This window comes from Desulforhopalus sp., assembly GCA_030247675.1.
Lineage (GTDB): Bacteria > Desulfobacterota > Desulfobulbia > Desulfobulbales > Desulfocapsaceae > Desulforhopalus_A.
Map to the genome: position 1 here is coordinate 328,321 of JAOTRX010000003.1, position 20,229 is coordinate 348,549.

Sequence of the window (20,229 nt, forward strand, 5' to 3'; positions counted from 1 at the left end):
GTTTTTCCGGGGGATCTGAACTATGGCAAGCCTTCTCGCCGCTGATATCGGCGGCACCAAGAGTGACCTGGCGGTATTCGAGGAATCTGCCGGAGGCCTGAAACTCCTCGTCCAGAAACGATTGCGCAACAGCCAGTTCACCGGGGCGGAAGAGGTCATCGAGGATTTTCTCAGCTCCTGCCGCCACCGGCCGGAGACGGCCTGCATCGCGGTTGCCGGTGTGGTGGCGGGGGATCGGGTGCAGCTTACCAATCTGCCGTGGGTCCTCGATTGCCGGATTCTTGAGAAGCGTTTTGCTTTTCGCCGGGTTCAGTTGATCAACGATCTGACGGCGGTGGCCGCGGCCCTTCCCCACCTGTGCCCCGCCGATCTCGCCCTGGTTCAGGCCGGGACGGCCGATGGCGGCGAGGTGCGCGGCATCATTGCTCCCGGTACCGGTCTTGGCGAGGGACTGCTGGTCAAGGTCGACAACAGGATATTTGCCCGGGGTTCCGAGGGCGGTCATTGCGATTTCGCCCCGGTCGACGACGAGCAAGCGGCACTACTGGCCTTTATGCGGCAAAAACAGCGTCCGGTCAGCTATGAGACGCTGATCTCCGGGCCGGGGCTTGCCCACCTCTACCAATTTGCCAAGAGCTACCACCAACTTCCCGAAACAGCTGCGATTGCCGAGGCTATAGCCCGGGCCGCAGATCCCATCCCGGTCATTGTCGAAGGGGCACTGGCAGCGGATGGCTGTCCCTTATGCCGGCGGACAGTCGACCTCTTCCTTGCCATCCTTGGAAGTGAGACCGGCAATCTGGCCTTAAAGCTCTACGCTCGCGGCGGCATGTATCTGGGCGGCGGGATCTTGCCACGCCTTATCGGCAAGGTGTCGTTTGCCGGATTTCTCCAGGCCTTTCACGCCAAGGGGCCGATGGAGGCCCTGATGCGCAGCATACCGGTGCAGGTCATCAAGCGGTCGGACGCGGCCCTCTTTGGTGCTGCTCATTTTGGCCGTGACCACTTGCCAGGTCGTGCCGGTGATGACCCGAGAGGTTGATCTGCGCCGGGCGGCGGCGGAGTTTTGTCCGGATGGTGCCATCTGCCGGGTGACGCCTCTTGGCAGCGGCAATATCAACGACACCTTTCTCGTGGCGGCGGCAGGTGGCCCTTTTGTCCTGCAGCGAATCAACCGCCAGGTCTTTCCCGAGCCCCTCCGGGTTATCCATAATTTTGCCACTATAACGAACCATTTGCGCGGTCGCCGGGGGAGGGATGGCGCTATCTTTCGCACTGCCCTGCCGGTGCCGGCGCGCACCGGTGCCCTGTACTTTTGCGACCCGCATGGCGAATATTGGCGCGGCCAGACCTATCTCCCCCACAGCGGCTGCCGTGCCCTGAGCGGCGCCGGCCAGGCCGAGCAGATAGGGCGGGTCCTGGCCACCTTCCACCAGCTGATGGCGGGTCTTGACGGGCAGGCCCTTGCCGACCCTTTGCCGGGCTTTCATAACCTGCCGCGCTATCTGCTGGAGTTTGACCGCCTGCGGCCAGTGACCACTGATCGCCAAGGCAGCGCTTCCTGCCGGTATTGTCTTGAAATAATTGATCGCGACCGCCGGCGGGCGACCCTTCTTGAGGAAGCCAAGATGGCAGGGTTGCTCACCATTCAGCCCATTCACGGCGATCCGAAGATCGACAATTTTCTCTTTGACGAAAATGGCCTGGCGGTTGGTATGCTCGATCTCGATACGGTGGCAATGGGCATCGTCCACTACGACTTGGGTGACTGTCTGCGCTCGTGCTGCAACCGGGCAGGAGAAGAGGGCGGGGCCGGCCGGGAGGTGGCCTTTGACCTGGAGATCTGCCGGGCCCTCCTTCAAGGCTATTTCAACGAGGCGCACGGATTGCTCACCGCTGAGCAGCGAGCCTTTATCTTTGATGCAGTGCTGGGGATAACCTTTGAACTCGGCCTGCGCTTTCTCACCGACCATTTGGGCGGTAACAGCTATTTTCGCGTCCAGCAGGACGGAGAAAACCTCCTCAGGGCAAGCCGCCAGTTTCGCCTCGCCGAGGCCATCGCCGCTGAGGAGGCGGCCATCCGCCAGCTGGCCCTTACCGCTTCTCTCTAGCCCACAGGGCATTCACGATTGCTATTCACTTAAGCCATCAACGGCAAACAGGTAGTTGCCGATGGTGTCGGCCAGGTGCGGCTGGAGGTTCTCAAACTCGATGCCGATCCGTGTTTCATCGTTGTTAATGGACAGATTCCTGACGATTCCGCCAATTTGCTGCTCTTCCTTTATCCCCGGTAAGAGGCAGCGGAGCATGATGCCGCCGGTGATGTCGATCTGGGGCTGGGGCAGGTTGGCCTTGTGTTTCACCTGACAAAGCGCTCCGGTCATGCTCAGATCAACGAGCGCCCCGTATAACTCGGGTTCTTCGGGGATATGGAAGGTGCAGGGAATGAATATTTCACTTCGCTTCGACTCGCGCAGCTCATGATAGTGAATGACTGATGGATATTCAAAAAGAAGCAGCTGGAACGGTGCCTCAACGGTCTTTAGCAGGAGGGCCTTGAACATCCACACCCGTCCCTTGTGAATATATTTGATGATGACCCGCTGGTCGAAGCGGATTTCCTTGTTTGTCTCATTCTGCGGCTGGGGGTTGGTGAGGATGAGGTAATGATCCTGCAGCATCCCGACCATGGTGCTTTCAAATAGGGTGTCGAGATGGGGAAACTCCAGCTTGACCCTTGAACCGATTTCCAGAGGAATGCGCTTGCCGAGGGTGGAGAGATGCTTCAGGGGCAACTGGTGCTCCTTGGTGGCGGCTGCCTTTTTTTCTTCCTGCTCTTTGGCGCTCTGCAGACGAAATGCCTCCATGAGGATGGACAGCAGGGGTTTGTTGATCTGCCTTTTCCGCTGTCCGTTAAAGTAGCGTAACTGCACCATGGTTTCCTGCCAGGAGAGGATGAGGTGCGCGGCCTCTTCGCCGATAAAGTTTCTGGTTTCCGCGCCGATGAGCAGGCCGTCCTGAATGTACAGCAGGCCGGTATCGTTTTTGTGGTTGACCTGCAGGGTGCAGGTTTTTTCCTCGCTTTCGAGCATCTGCAAAAAGCTGTGGATGGGGATGCCCTTCACCGTGCCACTGGTGCCGGTGTCGAGAAGGTCGGCCGCATGCTGGAGAAGTTTCTCGGCATCGAAGGGTTTTTCCAGGCAGTGGCTCGCCCCCCTTTTAATTGCTTCCTCGGCCGGGGTTCCCCGGTCCGCCGACAGGGCGATGCAGGGTACATAGGGAAAGGTGTGGGTGAGCAGGGAAAAGCTGTCCAGGGTATTGTTTTTCGGCAGGGTGAGGTCGCAGACCACCAAGTCGACATGGTGTTGGGACATGATGGTGATGGCTGCTTTTTCCTCTTTGGCGGTGAGGACATTGATTTCCTTCTGCCACTGTTCGAAGAGGCTGACCAGGGCCTCCAGCTCCACTGCTTCATTTTCAATGATGACGACTGTTTTCATCTGTAGTTAGGCTCAAGGTTAAGGTCCGGTAAAACAGATCAGTCGGTCGAAGTGAGTGGCCGGATCTGTTGAGTTCTTTATCTTTGTGTGCATCCAAAACAGGTTTGTGATTGCCTGAGAAACATAATTTTTCTGGTATCCACCATTTTGCAATGATATACCAAAAAAAACGGCGCGGCTACGGGAGTGCCGTCTTTTCTTTTTTTATACCGCATGGGCATAAGTTTCGTTTGAGCGGACAAGCTGTAGAACTCAGCTTTAATAATACCTCTGTGCGGCTTTTAACCCGGAAAAATACAGGGCAATTTCATGTATGCCTCTCTTTTTGCAATGCCAATAAAGATCGTTGCAGTTTGTCTGGTACTCCTCGGTGCGGTTTTTCTAACAATCTCATTTGTGACGTCCAGGGATGTTCAGGGCAAGGTTCCACCACATTTTCGTTGCAAATGGCGGATTATAACCTGTTTGATCGGATTTTTCTTTTTCTGTTATCTCGGCTATATATTCCTGCAACTTGGCAATTTCTCCTTCCCCCTTGAATTGCTTACCGCCATTGTTTTCTTTGCCGGGTCGCTCTTTGTCTATGGCACTATAGACCTTTCCCGCAATACCATCACCCGGCTCCATGAGGTCAATGAAAATCTCGAAAAGATTGTCCTGGGGCGAACCGCCGAGTTGTCGGAGGCAAATCGCCTGCTCGCATCGTCAAATAATAAATACGTCAAGCAAAGCCAGTTTCTCGGAAGCGCTCTGAATGCCCTTTCTCACCCTTTCTATGTCATTGATGCCGCGAACTATGAGGTGATTGTCTATAACACCGCCAGCGGCTTTGCCGGGCGGCCGGTTTCCACCTGCTATCAACTGACCCATAACTGCAGTCAACCCTGTGCCGGATCGGATCATCCCTGCCCCCTGCAGGAAATCAAGAAAACTGGCAGACCTGCGGTCCTTGAACATGTGCATCGCGATGCCGCGGGTGAGGAAAGGTTCGTCGAAATTCACAGTTACCCGATCTTCGACGATGACGGCAAACTCATTCACATGATCGAGTATGTGCTGGATATAACCGAACGGAAGCAGGCGGAGGCGGCCTTGCTCAAGGCCAAGCAGGAGGCGGAGCTTGCCAACACCTTCAAGAGTGAATTCCTTGCCAATATGAGCCATGAGATCCGCACGCCGATGAATGCCATTCTCGGCATGACCGAGTTGGCCCTTGCCGGCACCTTGACCCCGCAACAACGGTATTGTCTGGAAACCGTGCAGAGTTCTTCGGAGTTACTCCTCACCCTCATAAACGATATCCTCGATCTATCAAAAATCGAGGCCGGAAAGCTGGAACTGCTGATACGACCCTTCAAGGTTGATCAGGTCATTGCGGCGGTGATAGGTCTGCTGCAACCGGGAGCGGAGGAGAAAAGCCTTGCCCTTGTTGTCGAAAATTGTACGGAGTGCTGCTCCGATGTCCTTTTGGGTGATGACCTGCGGTTGCGGCAGATTCTCTTCAACCTGATCGGCAACGCTATCAAATTTACCGGGAGCGGTTCGGTGACTGTCGGTTGCCGGATCCGGGAAAAGACCGAAGGTGACGCCCTGCTGGAATGTTCGATAACCGATACCGGAATGGGTATTCCCGAGGCATTTAAAGAAAATCTTTTTACAAATTTCAGTCAGTTGAAGACCTCGATTACCAGGAGTCATGGCGGCACTGGCCTGGGCCTTGCTATCTCGAAAAGACTGGTGGAGATGATGGGCGGGACGATTCAGGTGGAAAGTACCGTCGGCCGCGGCACAAGATTCACCTTTACTGCCCGTTTTGCCCTGGGCGACGTTGCCCAGATTCCCGCGGATACGACAGGGGAATTGACGGCCCCGGTTCTTCCCCCGTTGAAAATTCTCGTCGTTGATGATATTACCCCCAACAGAGTTTTGGCCCGGTTGATTCTTGAACAGGCCGAACATCAGGTCGACGAGGCCGAGACCGGCCTTTCGGCCCTGCAGCGGCTTGCCGAAAACCACTATGATGCGATGCTGCTTGACATTCAGATGCCCGTTCTCGACGGGGTGCAGACGGCGACTATCATCCGCCGCTGTGAAAACGGTCTGGGCCTTGCGGTGACCGATCTGGAGAAGGAACTTGCGGCAAGACTAGTCGCCCGTCTTGCCGGCAGGCATATCCCGGTAATCGCCCTCACCGCCCATGCCATGGAGAGCGACCGGGAGCGCTGTCTCAAGGCGGGCATGGACGGCTATATCAGCAAACCCTTTCACGCCGAAGAGATGTTGCAACAGCTGGCAAAGGTTTATAACACCAAAAATTAATTACTCATTATGACAAATACCACACCATTTACCCTGCTGGGCCGTTCCACCGAATGTGCTGCCCGAAGGGGTGAAGTCCGTACCAGGCAGGGATGTATTCAAACGCCTGTATTTATGCCGGTTGGTACCCAGGGTACCGTCAAGGCGGTGACCCCGGAGAACCTTCTGGCAATGAAGACCGAGATCATCCTCGGCAATACCTATCACCTTTTTATTCGTCCGGGCCACGAACTTGTCGAGCGGTTGGGTGGTCTGCACACCTTTATGAACTGGCCGGGATCGATCCTCACCGACAGTGGCGGCTTTCAGATCTTCAGCCTCAAGGAGCTGGCGACGATTACCGAGGAGGGCGCGGCCTTCCGCTCACATCTCGATGGCAGCAAACTCTTCCTCAGCCCGGAGGACGCGATACACGTTCAGCAGGCCCTCGGCTCGGATATCATGATGTGTCTCGACACCTGCATTCCCTATCCGGCAACACGGGACGAGACCATCAAGGCAACCGATTTGACGACACGCTGGGCCGCCCGTTGTCGCAGCGCCCACAGCAAACGGGACCGCCTGCTGTTTGGCATTGTCCAAGGCGGGATGTATCCGGAGTTGCGCCGCGAGCACGCTGCCGCCCTGATCGACATCGGTTTCGACGGTTATGCCATTGGCGGACTGAGTGTCGGGGAAGATAAAGAACATATGTACGCCATGACCGAGGCCACCGTGCCGGTCCTGCCCGCCGACTATCCAGTGTACCTAATGGGCGTGGGCACTCCCTCCGATCTGGTCGAGGGGGTATGGCGCGGGGTGGATATGTTCGACTGCGTCATGCCGACGAGAAACGCCCGAAACGGGGCGCTTTTCACCTCCCGCGGCAAGCTCACCATCAAAAACTCCCGGTATCGCGACGACCCGCGACCGGTCGATGAGGACTGCACCTGCTATACCTGCCGCAACTATTCCCGCGCCTATCTCAGCCATCTTTATCATGCCCGGGAGATTCTCAGCTATCATCTGAACACCATCCATAACCTGCATTACTACCAGAATCTCATGGCCGGAATACGCGGGGCCATCGAGGCCGACTGTTTTGCCGGGTGGCGCAAAGATTTTTATAGCAAGCTGGAACTTGAATGATTACTTTGCACGAAGTTTTTGGGACCTGACGGATACACTTTCGGCGTTTCTTCTTAAAAAGGAGGACTCCAGGGGTTCGTGCAGGTCACCTTCCCGTTGGTCGGGTGAGGATTGGTAGAATGTGGCCCGCTGGGCACTTCTCATCTATGTCTGGAATATCTTTGGAGGATTCATTATGACAGGAATAGCTTTTGCGGCCGATGGGGCTGCAGGTGCGGGCGCAGCCGGGGGTATGGCTGGATTGGCGCAGTTTCTCCCGCTCATTCTCATTTTTGTGGTCTTTTATTTCTTGCTTATCAGGCCACAGCAAAAACAGGCCAAACAGCATCAGGCCTTTCTTAACGATTTGAAAAAAGGCAGCAAGGTATATACTAAAGGCGGCCTACACGGGGTTATCACCGGTATCGCCGACAACGTCGTTTCCCTGGAGATCGCCAAGGACGTGATTGTCAAGGTTTCCCGTGATGGCATCGGTGGTTCGTTGGCCAAGGAGGGTGCCGCTCCCCTCAAGACCGAAACCAAAAGTGCCGGAGGTTGAGGCATCAAAGGGTGTTGATTTCTGCAGGTCGCGGAGATAGTCGCAAGGGGCCGGATTACCCAGAATAGGGGTGACCGGCCTCTTTTTTGTGTTTTGCATATTGTTTTGATACATAAAAGCGAGAAGAATGCGCCGCGGAAGGCCACGTAGAGCACAAGGAGGTATCGAAAAGAGCCCTGTTTTCGAGATTGGCGAAAATGGCCGGGGATCTTGATTTTTTCCGGTATTTACGAAATGATGAAGTTCTGGATATCCGTCAGTCGGGAGGCCAAGGCGAGGCAGTCCGGGCTGGTTGTCGACTGCGGGAGAAGACTTGATGAGGGATGAGGAAACAGGATGCGATTGAAAACGATTCCATCGACCGAACAGACCACGATCCTTGCCGTCGATGATAATCCCACCTCGCTTCGCCTTATTCAGTCCATGTTGGAAAGGAAGGATTACCGGGTACTGACCGCGGTCAGCGGCCGTGACGCCCTGGCGGTGCTCGCCGCTAATGCCGATAATGTTGATATCATTCTCCTTGATCGTCTTATGCCGGAGATGGATGGCATCGAGGTCTGTGAGAAGATCAAGGCGGACGCCAAACTGCGGGCCATCCCGGTCATCATGCAAACCGCGGCCGGGCGGCCACAGGAGATTAAGGAGGGTATCGAGGCCGGGGTCTTTTATTATCTGGTCAAGCCCCTGGTCGCCGAGACCCTGCTGTCGATTATTGCTTCAGCCCGGCAGAAGATCCATAAATACCGGCAAAGTGAACAGGAAAATCTCCAGCGCCAGGGCGGCCTTAGCCTGGTAAAGTCGATACAGTGCTCCTTTAAAACCATCGAGGATGGCGATAACCTGGCTGCCTTTCTTGCCCAGTTTTTCCCCAGTCCCGACCTGGCCATTACCGGTATTTCCGAGCTCTTTCTCAATGCCGTTGAGCATGGCAATCTGGCAATCACCTATGAGTTGAAAAGTGAGTTGATCCGGACCAATCGCTGGAAAGAAGAAGTGGAAAGACGGCTTGCCGATCCCTTGTATGGTGCCCGGTCGGTAACGGTTTCCTACCGGAGGTCCAGCGAGAGCATGGCGATTCGCATCCATGATGAAGGGAATGGTTTTGACTGGGAGCGCTATCTGCACGTGGATCCTGCCCGGGCCACCCATAATCACGGCCGGGGGATTGCCATGGCCAACATGATGAGCTTTGATGAACTCATCTACAATGACCTGGGCAATGAGGTGACCGGCATTGTCTACCGCCGTAAAAGTTAATCCAGCCTGTACAAGAATCGAGAGAACCTTTGAAAACAAAATTTTATGCGGTGGCTGCCGGCCGGCGCTGCGGAATCTTCACCGATTGGCCGTCTGCCGAGGCAGAGGTCAAGGGTTTTGCCGGCGCCAGATACAAGAGTTTTGCCAGCCGGCAGGATGCGGAGGCGTGGCTTGATAACCCCGTTTATCAAAAGAAAGCGCCTGCCAAGGATAATCACAGACCGGTAACCGCCCAGGAGGGGCAAAGGCCGGGGGCCATTGTGGTTTTCACCGACGGTGGCTGCATAAATAATCCCGGACCCGGCGGCTACGGGGTAGTCATCCTGGCAAACGGTCAGCGGCAGGAGCTGAGCAGCGGCTACCGGCTGACCACCAACAACCGCATGGAGAGCATGGCCGCAATCGTTGCCCTGGAGCATCTGCAGGGCTGCGGAACGGCGATTGATCTCTATTCCGACTCCAGCTATCTGGTGAACGGCGTGGTGAAGGGCTGGGCGAAGAAATGGCAGGGCAACGGCTGGCGCAAGGCCGATGGCGGAACGGTACTCAATGTCGATCTGTGGCAGCGGCTTCTGGCGCTCATCGACAAACTCGATGTCCGTTTTCACTGGGTGAAAGGTCATGACGGTAATGAGGGCAATGAGCAATGCGACCGATTGGCGGTGGCGGCGGCCAATCAGGCAGGTCTGCCGGTTGATCCCGGCTATCCTGCGGCCGGCGGTTTGGGGAAAGGAGAGGAGCCTTGACGAAAGAGCTTTTTAAGGGATCGATCCTCTTTGGCCCGGTGCCGGCGGTGCTGGTGACGACGGTCGATACCGCCGGCCGGCCGAATGTCTTTACGGTCGGCTGGACAGGGGTGGCCTGTTCCCATCCGCCGATGGTGACCATCGCCGTCCGTAAGGAGCGATTGTCCTATGAAAATATTCAGGCAACCGGTGAATTCGTTATTAATCTAACGACCAGGCAGATGCTTAAAATGACCGATTTCTGCGGCTGCCGCTCTGGCCGCAAGGTCGACAAGATCAAGCACTTCGGTCTAGAGCTTGATCCGGGCGTCGATGTCGCCGTGCCGTCTCTGGTCATCAGCCCGGTTGCCTTGGAGTGCCGGGTCAAGTCGGTTACTGAACTGGGCTCGCACGACCTTTTTATTGCCGAGGTGCTCCGTAACAAGGTGGATGAGAGGCTCATCGACGAAGACGGCAAGATTCGTCTTGGCGAGGCCGGGCTCCTTGCCTACTGCCATGGTGAATATTTTTCCCTTGGCCATAAGCCTCTGGGTACCTTTGGCCATTCCGTCGCCAGCCGGGCTGTCCGGCTGGCGAAACAGCGTAAGAAAACCTCTGTTGATAAGCCACCGAAAAAGTGATTTTCCCGCGCTACCACAAGGGCTGGTTTGGTTTGAGCAAATAGACTGCTTCACTCTGTCTTCGCTATTTCAGCAAGATACTTTTTATAGTACGCCCCAAAGGCCAGGTCGAGACCGGTCACATGATCCTTGATCCAGCCGCTTAACTCCTGTTTCAGGCTGCTTACCACCTCCGGCGTCAGACCTTTGCTGGTAAAGTCTTCATAGATTGCCGTGAAGCGCTCGGCAAAGTATTTATGGGCAAGGAGTTGTTTGTCGATTCCGGGGTAGTTTGCTTCCCGCATATATTTTTCCTCAATGCCGAAATGCCGGACGGCATAATGTTGGGTACGGGTAAGAATATCTGCAATATCCCCGACCTTCACCCCCCTTTTCATGGATCTTTCCAGTTCATTCAGGCAGGAGATGATCTGTTTGTGCTGGGCATCGATGACCGGGATATGTAACTCGAACTTGGTGTCCCATTCTATTATCATGAGAAATTGCGCAGGGTTGAATGAGTTGTGGTGATAGTCATGGCCGCTACTGGGTGGATCGTTGAAAATACCTGAGTACAAGGTATTTGTCCTTTCCTCCTTCTGGCAAGGATGGGCAGGGCAATAGAGCCCGATGGTTGCATTCAGTATATGGATTTTTACCGGCAAAAGAAAAGGAAAAGTGGCGGATCCTGCGGAAAGGGGAGGTTGGGAAATGCATTTGATAAAAGGACAGAAAACAGATAGGATAAGGGGAGGCAAGGGTTAGAAGCCAAGCGGCAAATAACTGTTTTTTCATTATTGCAGGAGGTGGTTATGGCAGAGACTCTCAAGGTCAGACAGGCGGTGAAAAGGAAGTTCCCGGTAATCGACATGGAAGACAGTCTGGAGATGGCTATCCAGCTCATGGCAGAGACCAACGTCTCGGTGCTTGCCGTCAAGGTTGCTTCGGAACTGGTCGGCCTGGTCACTGTTTGGGATGTTTTGAATGGTCTTGCCCATGATTATGACCGGCAGGCAACGAAAATCTCGACGTTTATGACCAAATGCGAATTCCATACCGATAAATCGACAAAAAATGCCTGCATTCAGCTTGATGAGAACGAGGAGCTGTTCTCGGCGATAAAGGTGATGTATGAGGCTGGAGTCAACCATCTGCTGGTGACGGGTGAAAGGGGCAAGCCTGTTGGGATTGTTTCAAGCCTTGAGCTTATTAAACTTGCTGCTGCCTCATCATCGCTCCCTTAGCTTTCGTCGATAAGCCGGCGTACAGTCGCCGCCAGTTCTCTGAGGTCCACCGGTTTCATAAGAAATGCCCTGATTCCCATGGCCCTGGCCTGGTTATCATCAATCTGCCTGCTATAGCCGGTGCAGAGGATAATCGGCACGTCGGGACGGATCCGGCGGATTTCTTCAGCCAGGTTGTCGCCGGTCAACTCGGGCATGGTCATGTCGGTGAGGACGAGGTCGAAGGCCCCTGGGTCCGACCGGAAGACCTCCAGGGCTTTGGTGCTGCTGGTAATCGAATGTACGCTGTAGCCGTGGCGGCTGAGGACGATTTCCAGCATCTTGGCTATACTCGGGTCATCGTCGACCACTAGGATGCGCTCATTACCGGTCTGGTGTTCAGCATCTGTCTCCTCGGTTTTTTCGGCGACGGCGTCGATACGCGGGAAGAAAAGAGAAAAGGCTGCGCCTTCTCCGGGCTTATTGGTGACCCTGATCATGCCGTCATGGCTCTTGACGATGCCGTGGGCAACCGCCAGTCCCATACCGGAACCCTTGCCGAATTCCTTGGTGGTGAAATACGGGTCAAAGATCCGTTCGAGATATTTCTCCGGAATGCCGCTACCGGTGTCGCTGATGGTGAGAAGTACGAATTTTCCCGGTTTCAGGTTGCCGGCCGGGTCAAGATCCTCGTCAAAAAGCTGTACCTCGCGGAGTGCTATGGTCAGGGTCCCCCCCTGGTTCTCCATGGCCTGGCTGGCGTTGGTGCAGAGATTCATCAGCACTTGGTGGATCTGGGTCTGGTCGCCTTGAATATTGCCGCAGCCCGGGGCGAGATCGAGCATGATGTCGATCGTGGTGGGAATGGTCGCCCGTAAAAAGACCACCGCCTCGACGATCAGGGCGTTGAGGTTGATCGGTTGGCGATGTTGTTCCTCCTTGCGGCTGAAGGCCAGAATCTGTTTGACCAGATCCTTGGCACGATTACCGGCCTTTAATACCTCCTGGATCTGTCTTCTCGCCGGGCTCCACACCGGAATATCGGCGAGGGCCATGTCGGCATAACCAAGCACCGCCGCCAGGATGTTGTTGAAGTCGTGGGCAATACCGCCGGCCAGGGTGCCGATAGCCTCCATCTTGTGTCGCCGCCGGAGCTGAATGGCCAGACTTTCCCGTTCCTGTTCGGCGCGGCGTATATCCGAGACATCTCTGCCGATAACGCCGATGCCGGTTAGTTTTCCCGCTGCATCGTACTGGAAAGACGTCGACCATTGCAGGTTGAGAACATTGCCGGTCTTGATATTGACCTGGCGCAGTTCAATAACCGTTCTATCGGCCTTGTCGGCAAGGCATTGCCGCCACCAGGCCAGCACCCTTTTGTGGTCGTCCGGGTGAATGAAGCGGAAAATTGATAGTCCGGAATACTCGGCAGGGGCCAGGGTTAGGATCTTCTGCGCCGCCCGGTTTAAAAATGTCAGTCGCCCCCGGGGGTCAAGCTGGGCGACAAGGTCGTTGGTGCCCTCCACCAGATCGCGGTATTTTCTCTCACTTTCACTATACTTGCCCGCCTGCTCCAGCATCCGTTGTTCGAGCTGCAGGTGGCCCAGGCGTAGTTCCTGTTCCGTCTTGGCACGCGTTTGGATTTCTTCCTGGAGTTTTCTGAGGGCGGTCGTTGCGTCCGCAGTTGCTCCGGCGCCTGTAGCCAGGAGATTGGTAAGCTCATTTTCGATGGTTCTGGTGGACGGTTTGACAAGAAAGGTGTCGGCATCGTCGCCGAGAGCGGTGAAGGAGAGCTGTTCGGCCCAGCAGTTGCTGTCGAACAGCCGGGAGCAGTAGCCGGCCAGTTTCCCCGCCAGCATGGCGCAGCCCCAGTTGACGCCGAGGGATTGCTGGTAGCGGCCTTCCCAGCTGTGGTGCACACGGAACAAGACTTCTTTCTTGTGGTAATCGATGGCAATGATCTGCCAGTTGCCCCAGCCCGCTGCCGCGTAAATGTGGGCAATATCTTGAAACCCCTCGGTAAAATTCGGGCAGGCGGTGATTGTCGGCCAGTCGTCGGCAATGCTTTTTCGCCCCTCGCTTTGCAGGGCCAGGGTAAAACGCTCCGTACCCATCATGGCCTGGGTTTCGGCCATGAACCTGGCAAGGGTTGAGTCTACCCGCATGACAACGGCCGGCATTGCCCCGAAAGTGCAGGTCCCCGTGTTGAGGTGCCATTCGATGGGGATTCCGTTGACCGAAACTCCAGTCAGTTCGTCATAGTCGGCCATGCAAGGCTCCTTGGTGTCTTCGGCTGTCCCGGTGAGGCGACGGAGGGAATCCCTGACTACCGCCAAGAGGAAGAGTCAGAGCAAAAGATTACGGTTAATGGTACATTATGGATGGGTTCCGGGACAAATGTATTTTCTTGCAGCTGGTTTTTTGGGTATTTTACCTGGATAGAAAGAGAGCATGCCGACGCTGTCGGCAATATGCGCAGTCAAACCATCATACGGTATCAACGTGAAACGCATCCTGTTACTGATCGTATTCCTGTTACTGGCCGGCGGCTTTTTCGCCTACCGGTATCTGCATAAAGAAAAACCCCTGGCCGTTTCGGTTAAAGAGGCGGAAGTAGGTCTTGTCGAGGCGACGGTGGCCAACACCCGTGCCGGTTCTGTCAAGGCCCGGTGGCGGGCGCGACTGGCGCCGGCGGTCGGTGGGCGGATCGCCACCCTGAATGTCCATAAGGGTGATGAGGTGGAGGCCGGGCAGGTTCTGGTATCGTTGTGGAACAAGGATCTTACGGCAGAACTGGAACTCGCCGAAAGTCTGGCGAAGGTCGCCGAGGCCGCCGCCAATGAGGCCTGCCTCCTTGCCGAGTATGCCGGGCGGCAAGCGGCACGGCAGACAGAGCTGAAAAAAAATCGTTCGACTTCGGAGTCCGCGTATGATGAGGCCATTGCTACCGCCTCCTCAAAAAAGGCCGCCTGTCGCGCCGCCCAGGCACAGCGGGGAGCCAGCCTGGCGAGGATTAAAGCGGCGGAGGCGATGGTCGAGCGGACGATTATTACCGCGCCTTTTGCCGGGATTGTCGGTGAGGTCAATGGCGAGATAGGTGAATTCATCACCCCATCACCACCGGGGATCGCTACCCTGCCGGTGGTCGATCTTATCAATATGCAGTCGCTGTATGTGGCAGCACCGATCGACGAGATCGATGCCGCCCAGATCCGTCCGGGAATGGAGGCGCGGATCAGCCTTGACGCCTATCCGCAAAAGGTCTTCAAAGGCAAGACCCGGTCGGTGTCACCCTACGTCCTCGAGCAGGCGAAACAGGCACGTACCGTGGAAGTCGAGGTCGATTTTGAGGAGATGGCCCAGGGCGCGAATCTTTTGGTCGGCTACAGCGCCGACGTTGAGATTGTTCTCCAGGCGCGTCCCGGGGTGGTGCGCATTGCCACCGAGGCGCTGCACAAGGATGGTCATGTCTATGTTGTCGATCCATCAACCAATCGTCTCCAGTATCGTCAGGCCAAGGTTGGCCTCGGTAACTGGCAGTTCACCGAGATTGCTGAGGGGGTGCGGCCAGGTGATAAGGTGGTGACGACCATCGACCGGCAGGGGCTGGCGGATGGGGTTGTGGCTGTAATCGACAAGAAAGAGGACCCGAAGACCAAAAAATAATGGGTTGTCCACCCATGCTGCGGCAAGAATTGCAGATCTTATTTCCCCGTAAAAATTACTGTGTATCAGAGTGCTTTCTCAAGCCTTGCCTCACCAGAAATCGAATCGATTCTGTCAAAAAGGAAGTGTTGCAGTCAAAGGGGAAATCAATTAGGATTTGCTCGGCAAATTGCCCGTCCCGGAAGAGTTGCCTGCGCCGTTGGTGTTGCAAGGGAATGAGCTTTGTCACCGGAGGAGAGGGTAAGGTATATCCCGTAGAGTGTTCCTGTATGTACGTAAGGGTGTAGGGCACAAGTTTGCTGATCCGCGCAGAGAGCGAGTACGGCCATGGAGCGGTGTGCGCTATTATCCCGTAGAAATTCAAAAAGAATATGCAATTCAATTATAAAATGAGCGCTCCCTTGTTGTTTGCAAAGTTGGCAAGCAAATTCCACCATAGAGAACAGTACAACCTTGATCGGCACAACTTCTGGGCCGATAACCGCCGGGTGATTTTAGTCTCTTTGGTGCTCTTCGTCGGGGTGCTCCTGTGGCGGTCATGGCCGAACTTTACCCATCCAGGCCTGTATGCGGAGGATGCGACCCACTATTTCAGCTATTTTTACGGCAATAACAAAGGGTTTGCCGGATTGTTTCACAATCCTAACGACTATCAGGTCATATTGAATAATTTCATCGCGACGATGGTTGCCAATATAGATGTACGGTGGCAGCCGACCTTTTATCTGTGGATAGGCGCAACTCTGTCCGTTCTGGCGGTTATGGCCCTGCCCAGTTCCGGTCTCCTGAAAAATAAGTACATTATCTTCATTTCTCCTTTCCTTCTGGGATTTTCGGGGATGAATCACCTGTACTATTATGTGACCCTGGCATATCAGATTTATAGCCTGGTGATTATTCTGATCGGGGCACTTTTCTGGCACCCGGCCAAAGGTAATACCGAGAATGTCATTCTCTTTATCGTGCTGTCGCTGCTCATCTGGTCGGGACCCTATTCGGTGCTGGTCGTACCATTTTCTATTTGCTTTATCCTGTTTTTCAAAGGCAAGACCAAGCTGTTGCTAGCCCTTTCCGTGGTAACCGTCCTCTATGCCCTGGCCGTGCGGGAACACACGATTGTGCTGCATATGCTGTGGAATCCTATAATCCACCAGATTTGGTTTGACACGTTTATCACCAAGGTGGTTTTTATGGACCTGAATGGCGCACTCAGGCCTGAAAAGATCCTGCTGACGGCGGTGTTTTTCTTAACGGTATTCGCGCTGCTCAGAAGGGATGTTTTTTACCTGAAAATTGCCTGCATTCTCCTTGTTCTTATCAATAGTTCTCTCGCCGCACTCTTCCTCAGCAAAAAATTTGCCATCGCCTTAAAAATCAGACTGTGCTATCTGATCGTTGCGCAATTCCTCTGGCTTAGCTTTTTACTGTTTACCTTTGACAGGATATTGGCGAGGAGCAAGAGGCTCTACCATGGGGGCATTGTAGTCTGTGCCCTGGTTGTGCTGTTTGTCTGTTTTGATAATTTGCGAAACCCGTCAAAGATGTCCCTGCCGGTAATGACCGGCTTACCGAAATATCTTGACGCCATATACGAGGTTGAACAGCAAAATCTCCGAGGACAACACCAGGTTAAGATTCTCGAGTACGGCAAGGTGTTTTACCATCCCATCGTCAAGGTGGGGAAGGCGGTTGACCCGGATGCCCCTGTCGAGAAGGTTCATATGGAGGATTAGCTCATGTCAAGATTGCTTGCCGCTGCCGGTTTCGTCATTTCTTAGAAAAATCAATTGCACCTTTTTCGATTTTCTGTGAAGAAGTTCTCCTGAAGATACCTTGCCGGTTTGCCGGGGATAGTGAACGTTAGTGGTGCTGCCTGTTGACTTGTCAAAGGGGTTCCCCAGCAACCGTCGAACAAGTACTGTCGCCTGAACCCGCTGTATATTCAACGATAATGATCTGTTGGATTATAAAAAGCTGAGTTGAGCAGCTCGTCTGCTCAAACGAAACTCATGCCCTTGCGATGTAAGAACCTCCTTCTCGGGTGCTCCATGAACACTTCTCCCCAATCGCCGCTTAACCGGCTGATGAACCATTTTCGCAACAGAGAATATTATGTGATCGACCAGCGTGATTTTTGGGCGAACAACCGGGGGGTGATTTTCGCGTCTTTTATCCTCTTCATCGGGGTATTGCTGTGGCGCTCGTGGCCAAATTTTACCAATCCCGGCCTGTATGTCGAGGATACAACCCACTACTTCAACCATTTTTACGGGGGCGGCCGTGATCTTTCGGCCCTTTTTCACAACCCCAACGGCTATCACAACATCATCAACAATCTCATAGCCTTCCTGGTCGCCAAGGTCGATGTGCGCTGGCAGCCTACGCTGTACCTGTGGACGGCGAGTTTTTTTGCAATCTGCGCGGTCATGGTCCTACCCTGTTCCGGCTTGCTGAAAAACAAATATCTCATTTTTATCGCCCCCTTTCTCCTCGGTCTTTCCGGGATGAATCACATCTATTACTACATCACCCTGGCCTATCAGATCTATGTCCTGATTATCCTCCTCATAGGTCTGCTGTTTTGGCGGCCCTTGGAGGGCAATACCGGCAACGTCCTGCTCTTTGTCGTGCTGTCCCTGCTTATCTGGTCGGGGCCCTATGCGGTGCTGGTGGTGCCGTTTTCCTTTTGCTTTATCCTGTTTTTCCGAGGGAAAACCAAATTGTTACTGTTCCTTTCCGTGGTCACCATCCTCTATACCCTGTCGGTGAGCGAGCATATGATTTTACTGCGCAATCTCTGGAAGCCAGAGATTCACCGCATCTGGCTCAATGCCCTGATCGGCAAGATTTTTTTCATGGATATGAAGGGTGGGACCGGACCGGCGAAGATGATGCTGACGGCGGCATTTTTTCTCACCGTCATCGCCATTCTCAGAAAGGATTCCTTCTACCTGAAAATGGCCTGTATTTTCTTGGTGCTTATCAACGGATGCCTGGGGGCACTCTTTCTCAGTAAGAAATTTATGCTCATCCTGAAGATACGGTCCTGCTATATAGTTATCGCCCAATTCTTATGGCTGGCTTTCCTGCTGTTTACCGCCGACCGGATTATGGCAATGAGCAAGAAGCTTTACCACGGCGGAATTCTTGTCTGCGTTCTTGCCGCGCTGTTTATCTATTACGACAACGCGCGGTTTCCCTGGAAAAGCTCGGCGCCGGTGATGACCTCCCTGCCGAAGTTTCTCGACGCGGTATATGCGGCGGAAGGGGAGAAGCTATTGGAGCAAAACCGGGTAAAGGTCATTGAGTTTGGCCAGGGTAATTTCCGCCCCATGGCAGGCTTGGGTAAGGTAGGCGATCCGAGTATTCCGGTCGAGCTGATTTATATCGAAGAATAACATGAATTTAAGCCGGAACGAAGAGGTCGATGTCGCGGCCGCCCCTCATTCCGAGGGGCTTTGTCCCTGAACGGCGGCAAATGTCCTGGCGTCAGAGTAAATATTTACCTGAGGAATAGTTTTGCAAACTGTTGATCCCCATAAACCTGCGGATACCGGTGGTTTCGGGAATAAGCTGCTTTCCAGCGCCCTTGCCATTCTGGCCTTTGCCGTCGTCTACGTCATCGTCGATCACCTGGTAATCTCGTCCTTTGCCAGGATGATCGTCGACATGGAAGGTCCGGTCTCGACCCAGGCCAAGGCCTATTTCTCAAGGAGCGTCACCAATGAAACCTTCGATGAGAATCACGCCACACCGGCGGTGGGCTACACGGGTGGACGGCGGACGACCTTCCAGCTTTATATGGAGAACCGGACCATTAAAAAACTGCGTTTTGATCCCGGGCGGAGCCCGGGGATCTACAAGGTCTATGCCATAACGCTTTTCAGCTATTTTGGCGCCCCGGTCAAGGTAAAGCCGCATGATCCCGACATCGAGGTCAAGGCCGGGCCGGGTACCGTAGTCACCAAAAAAACCGATCACCTTGAGATAGCCAGTCAAACAGACGACCCGCATTGCATCTTCGGGCAGGCCATTGCCGTCGACAATCCCGCCTTTCGTTTTGGCGTGCCGCTGGTCTTTGCCATCCTGACCTTTTTCGTCGCCAGCCGGATAAGGTTTTCGGAGTTTCAGTTCTGGCGGGATCTGCAGGAAAAAAAATCATCATCGGGGGCCAGCTATCGGGCTCTCGATGGGTTGCGTGGACTTGCGGCCCTCCTTGTCCTGCTTGATCATACCGGTGTGCCGGGCTGCGATGGCATCGGCATGGCCGGAGTGGTGATGTTTTTTTGTCTCAGTGGTTTTCTTCTCACCATACCCTTTGCAAAGGACGGTTCGCGGATCCTCAGCATTTCGTATGTGCGGAATTATTTTCTGCGCCGGGTTCGGCGTATCGTCCCGATGTTTTACGCCATGATTCTGGTGGTCTATGTCTTTAATGCCCGGCTTGAGGACGCCATCCGTTCCGCCCTCTTTCTGCAAGGGAATACCATTTACTGGACGGTGCTGCAGGAGATGCACTTCTATTTGCTGTTGCCGTTGGTCATGCTGGTCAATCATCTCGTCTTTCGGGATGTCAAATGGCGGATAATCGTGTTCCTGCTGTTCTTAAGCCTTGGATTTAATTACGGATACTTGTCGACCTACCACGTTTACGGCATGGGCCATTCAATGCCCCTCTATGCCGGGCTTTTCCTCGGTGGCATGCTGACCTGTTATATGTACCATACGCCGTCGATACGCGAGTCGGTATTGCTTAAAAAACTCTGTGATAATCATCTCTTGACCCTTGCGCTCTTTGTCGCGGTCTTTCTGGTGCATCAATTTCAGCCCTTTCCGCATTTCGGCAAAAAATACGCGGGAGACTGGGTGTTGTTTGGCGGCTACAACTATCTGGTTGCCCTCCTGGTTTTTTGTCTGGTCATGTCTGAGCGTTCTTGCGCGGCAAGAATTCTCCAGATATTGCCTCTCCGCCTCCTTGGGGTGGTGAGCTACAGTTTTTATTTGCTCCATCCGATTCTTATGAAGGTCGTCAAACAGGTGTCGCAGGAATATCTCCAGGGAAGGCTTGCCGGTATCGGGGCCTTCGTCGCGGCACTCCTCCTGACCTTTGTGGTCAGTACCGTGACCTACACCCTCATTGAGCGACCCTTTATCTTCGGCAAGAATGGCAGATAATATTCTCCACACACATGCTGTTGTTTGGTAACTCAATGGCGGAAAAGACGGGCACAAACTTTTGTTGGTGCCCGT

16 protein-coding genes are annotated in these 20,229 nt (G+C 54.3%); 13 read left to right on the plus strand and 3 right to left on the minus strand.

What is annotated here, in order from left to right:
* Nucleotides 1-22: 22 nt before the first annotated feature.
* Together glk and OEL83_08730 are read left to right on the plus strand one after the other, a co-directional pair.
* Nucleotides 23-1,042 carry a glucokinase gene (gene glk, locus OEL83_08725; protein ID MDK9707120.1) on the plus strand — a complete coding sequence of 340 codons (1,020 nt, stop codon included), beginning with the start codon at nucleotides 23-25 and terminating at the stop codon, nucleotides 1,040-1,042.
* Nucleotides 999-2,111: an aminoglycoside phosphotransferase family protein gene (locus OEL83_08730; GenBank protein ID MDK9707121.1), complete on the plus strand. Its 1,113-nt coding sequence runs from the start codon at nucleotides 999-1,001 to the stop codon at nucleotides 2,109-2,111. The genes glk and OEL83_08730 overlap by 44 nt, the downstream gene beginning before the upstream one ends.
* Before the next feature lie 21 nt (nucleotides 2,112-2,132).
* Here OEL83_08730 and OEL83_08735 read toward each other — a convergent pair whose 3' ends face one another.
* Entirely contained in the window at nucleotides 2,133-3,500 is a 1,368-nt protein-coding gene (locus OEL83_08735) for a response regulator (GenBank protein MDK9707122.1), read from the minus strand.
* A gap of 465 nt (nucleotides 3,501-3,965) precedes the next feature.
* Between OEL83_08735 and OEL83_08740 the strand changes: the two genes are divergently transcribed.
* From OEL83_08740 to OEL83_08765, 6 genes are all read left to right on the plus strand, one after another.
* Complete coding sequence (locus OEL83_08740) at nucleotides 3,966-5,819, plus strand: ATP-binding protein (protein ID MDK9707123.1); 1,854 nt, start codon at nucleotides 3,966-3,968, stop codon at nucleotides 5,817-5,819.
* Nucleotides 5,820-5,828: 9 nt separating this feature from the next.
* On the plus strand, nucleotides 5,829-6,947 hold the full coding sequence (gene tgt / locus OEL83_08745) for a tRNA guanosine(34) transglycosylase Tgt (GenBank protein MDK9707124.1): 1,119 nt from the start codon (nucleotides 5,829-5,831) through the stop codon (nucleotides 6,945-6,947).
* Between the two features lie 175 nt (nucleotides 6,948-7,122).
* A complete protein-coding gene (gene yajC / locus OEL83_08750) occupies nucleotides 7,123-7,485 on the plus strand; it encodes a preprotein translocase subunit YajC (protein ID MDK9707125.1) in 363 nt (120 codons plus the stop codon).
* A gap of 336 nt (nucleotides 7,486-7,821) precedes the next feature.
* Complete coding sequence (locus OEL83_08755) at nucleotides 7,822-8,745, plus strand: response regulator (GenBank protein MDK9707126.1); 924 nt, start codon at nucleotides 7,822-7,824, stop codon at nucleotides 8,743-8,745.
* Nucleotides 8,746-8,774: 29 nt separating this feature from the next.
* Nucleotides 8,775-9,491: a ribonuclease HI gene (rnhA, locus tag OEL83_08760; GenBank protein MDK9707127.1), complete on the plus strand. Its 717-nt coding sequence runs from the start codon at nucleotides 8,775-8,777 to the stop codon at nucleotides 9,489-9,491.
* Entirely contained in the window at nucleotides 9,488-10,111 is a 624-nt protein-coding gene (locus OEL83_08765) for a flavin reductase family protein (protein ID MDK9707128.1), read from the plus strand. The genes rnhA and OEL83_08765 overlap by 4 nt, the downstream gene beginning before the upstream one ends.
* A 50-nt stretch (nucleotides 10,112-10,161) precedes the next feature.
* Here OEL83_08765 and OEL83_08770 read toward each other — a convergent pair whose 3' ends face one another.
* A complete protein-coding gene (locus OEL83_08770) occupies nucleotides 10,162-10,587 on the minus strand; it encodes a bacteriohemerythrin (protein MDK9707129.1) in 426 nt (141 codons plus the stop codon).
* Between the two features lie 315 nt (nucleotides 10,588-10,902).
* Here OEL83_08770 and OEL83_08775 point away from each other — a divergent pair, with 315 nt between their 5' ends.
* Nucleotides 10,903-11,334 carry a CBS domain-containing protein gene (locus OEL83_08775; protein ID MDK9707130.1) on the plus strand — a complete coding sequence of 144 codons (432 nt, stop codon included), beginning with the start codon at nucleotides 10,903-10,905 and terminating at the stop codon, nucleotides 11,332-11,334.
* Here OEL83_08775 and OEL83_08780 read toward each other — a convergent pair.
* A complete protein-coding gene (locus OEL83_08780) occupies nucleotides 11,331-13,583 on the minus strand; it encodes a response regulator (protein MDK9707131.1) in 2,253 nt (750 codons plus the stop codon). The two genes, OEL83_08775 and OEL83_08780, sit on opposite strands and share 4 nt — an antisense overlap.
* 181 nt (nucleotides 13,584-13,764) lie before the next feature.
* Between OEL83_08780 and OEL83_08785 the strand changes: the two genes are divergently transcribed.
* The 4 genes from OEL83_08785 to OEL83_08800 all read left to right on the plus strand — a co-directional run bounded on the left by OEL83_08785 (nucleotide 13,765) and on the right by OEL83_08800 (nucleotide 20,154).
* A complete protein-coding gene (locus OEL83_08785; GenBank protein ID MDK9707132.1) occupies nucleotides 13,765-14,979 on the plus strand; it encodes an efflux RND transporter periplasmic adaptor subunit in 1,215 nt (404 codons plus the stop codon).
* Between the two features lie 401 nt (nucleotides 14,980-15,380).
* Entirely contained in the window at nucleotides 15,381-16,712 is a 1,332-nt protein-coding gene (locus tag OEL83_08790) for a hypothetical protein (protein ID MDK9707133.1), read from the plus strand.
* 315 nt (nucleotides 16,713-17,027) lie between these two features.
* Nucleotides 17,028-18,377: a hypothetical protein gene (locus tag OEL83_08795; protein MDK9707134.1), complete on the plus strand. Its 1,350-nt coding sequence runs from the start codon at nucleotides 17,028-17,030 to the stop codon at nucleotides 18,375-18,377.
* 121 nt (nucleotides 18,378-18,498) lie between these two features.
* Nucleotides 18,499-20,154: an acyltransferase gene (locus tag OEL83_08800; protein ID MDK9707135.1), complete on the plus strand. Its 1,656-nt coding sequence runs from the start codon at nucleotides 18,499-18,501 to the stop codon at nucleotides 20,152-20,154.
* Nucleotides 20,155-20,229: the final 75 nt, after the last annotated feature.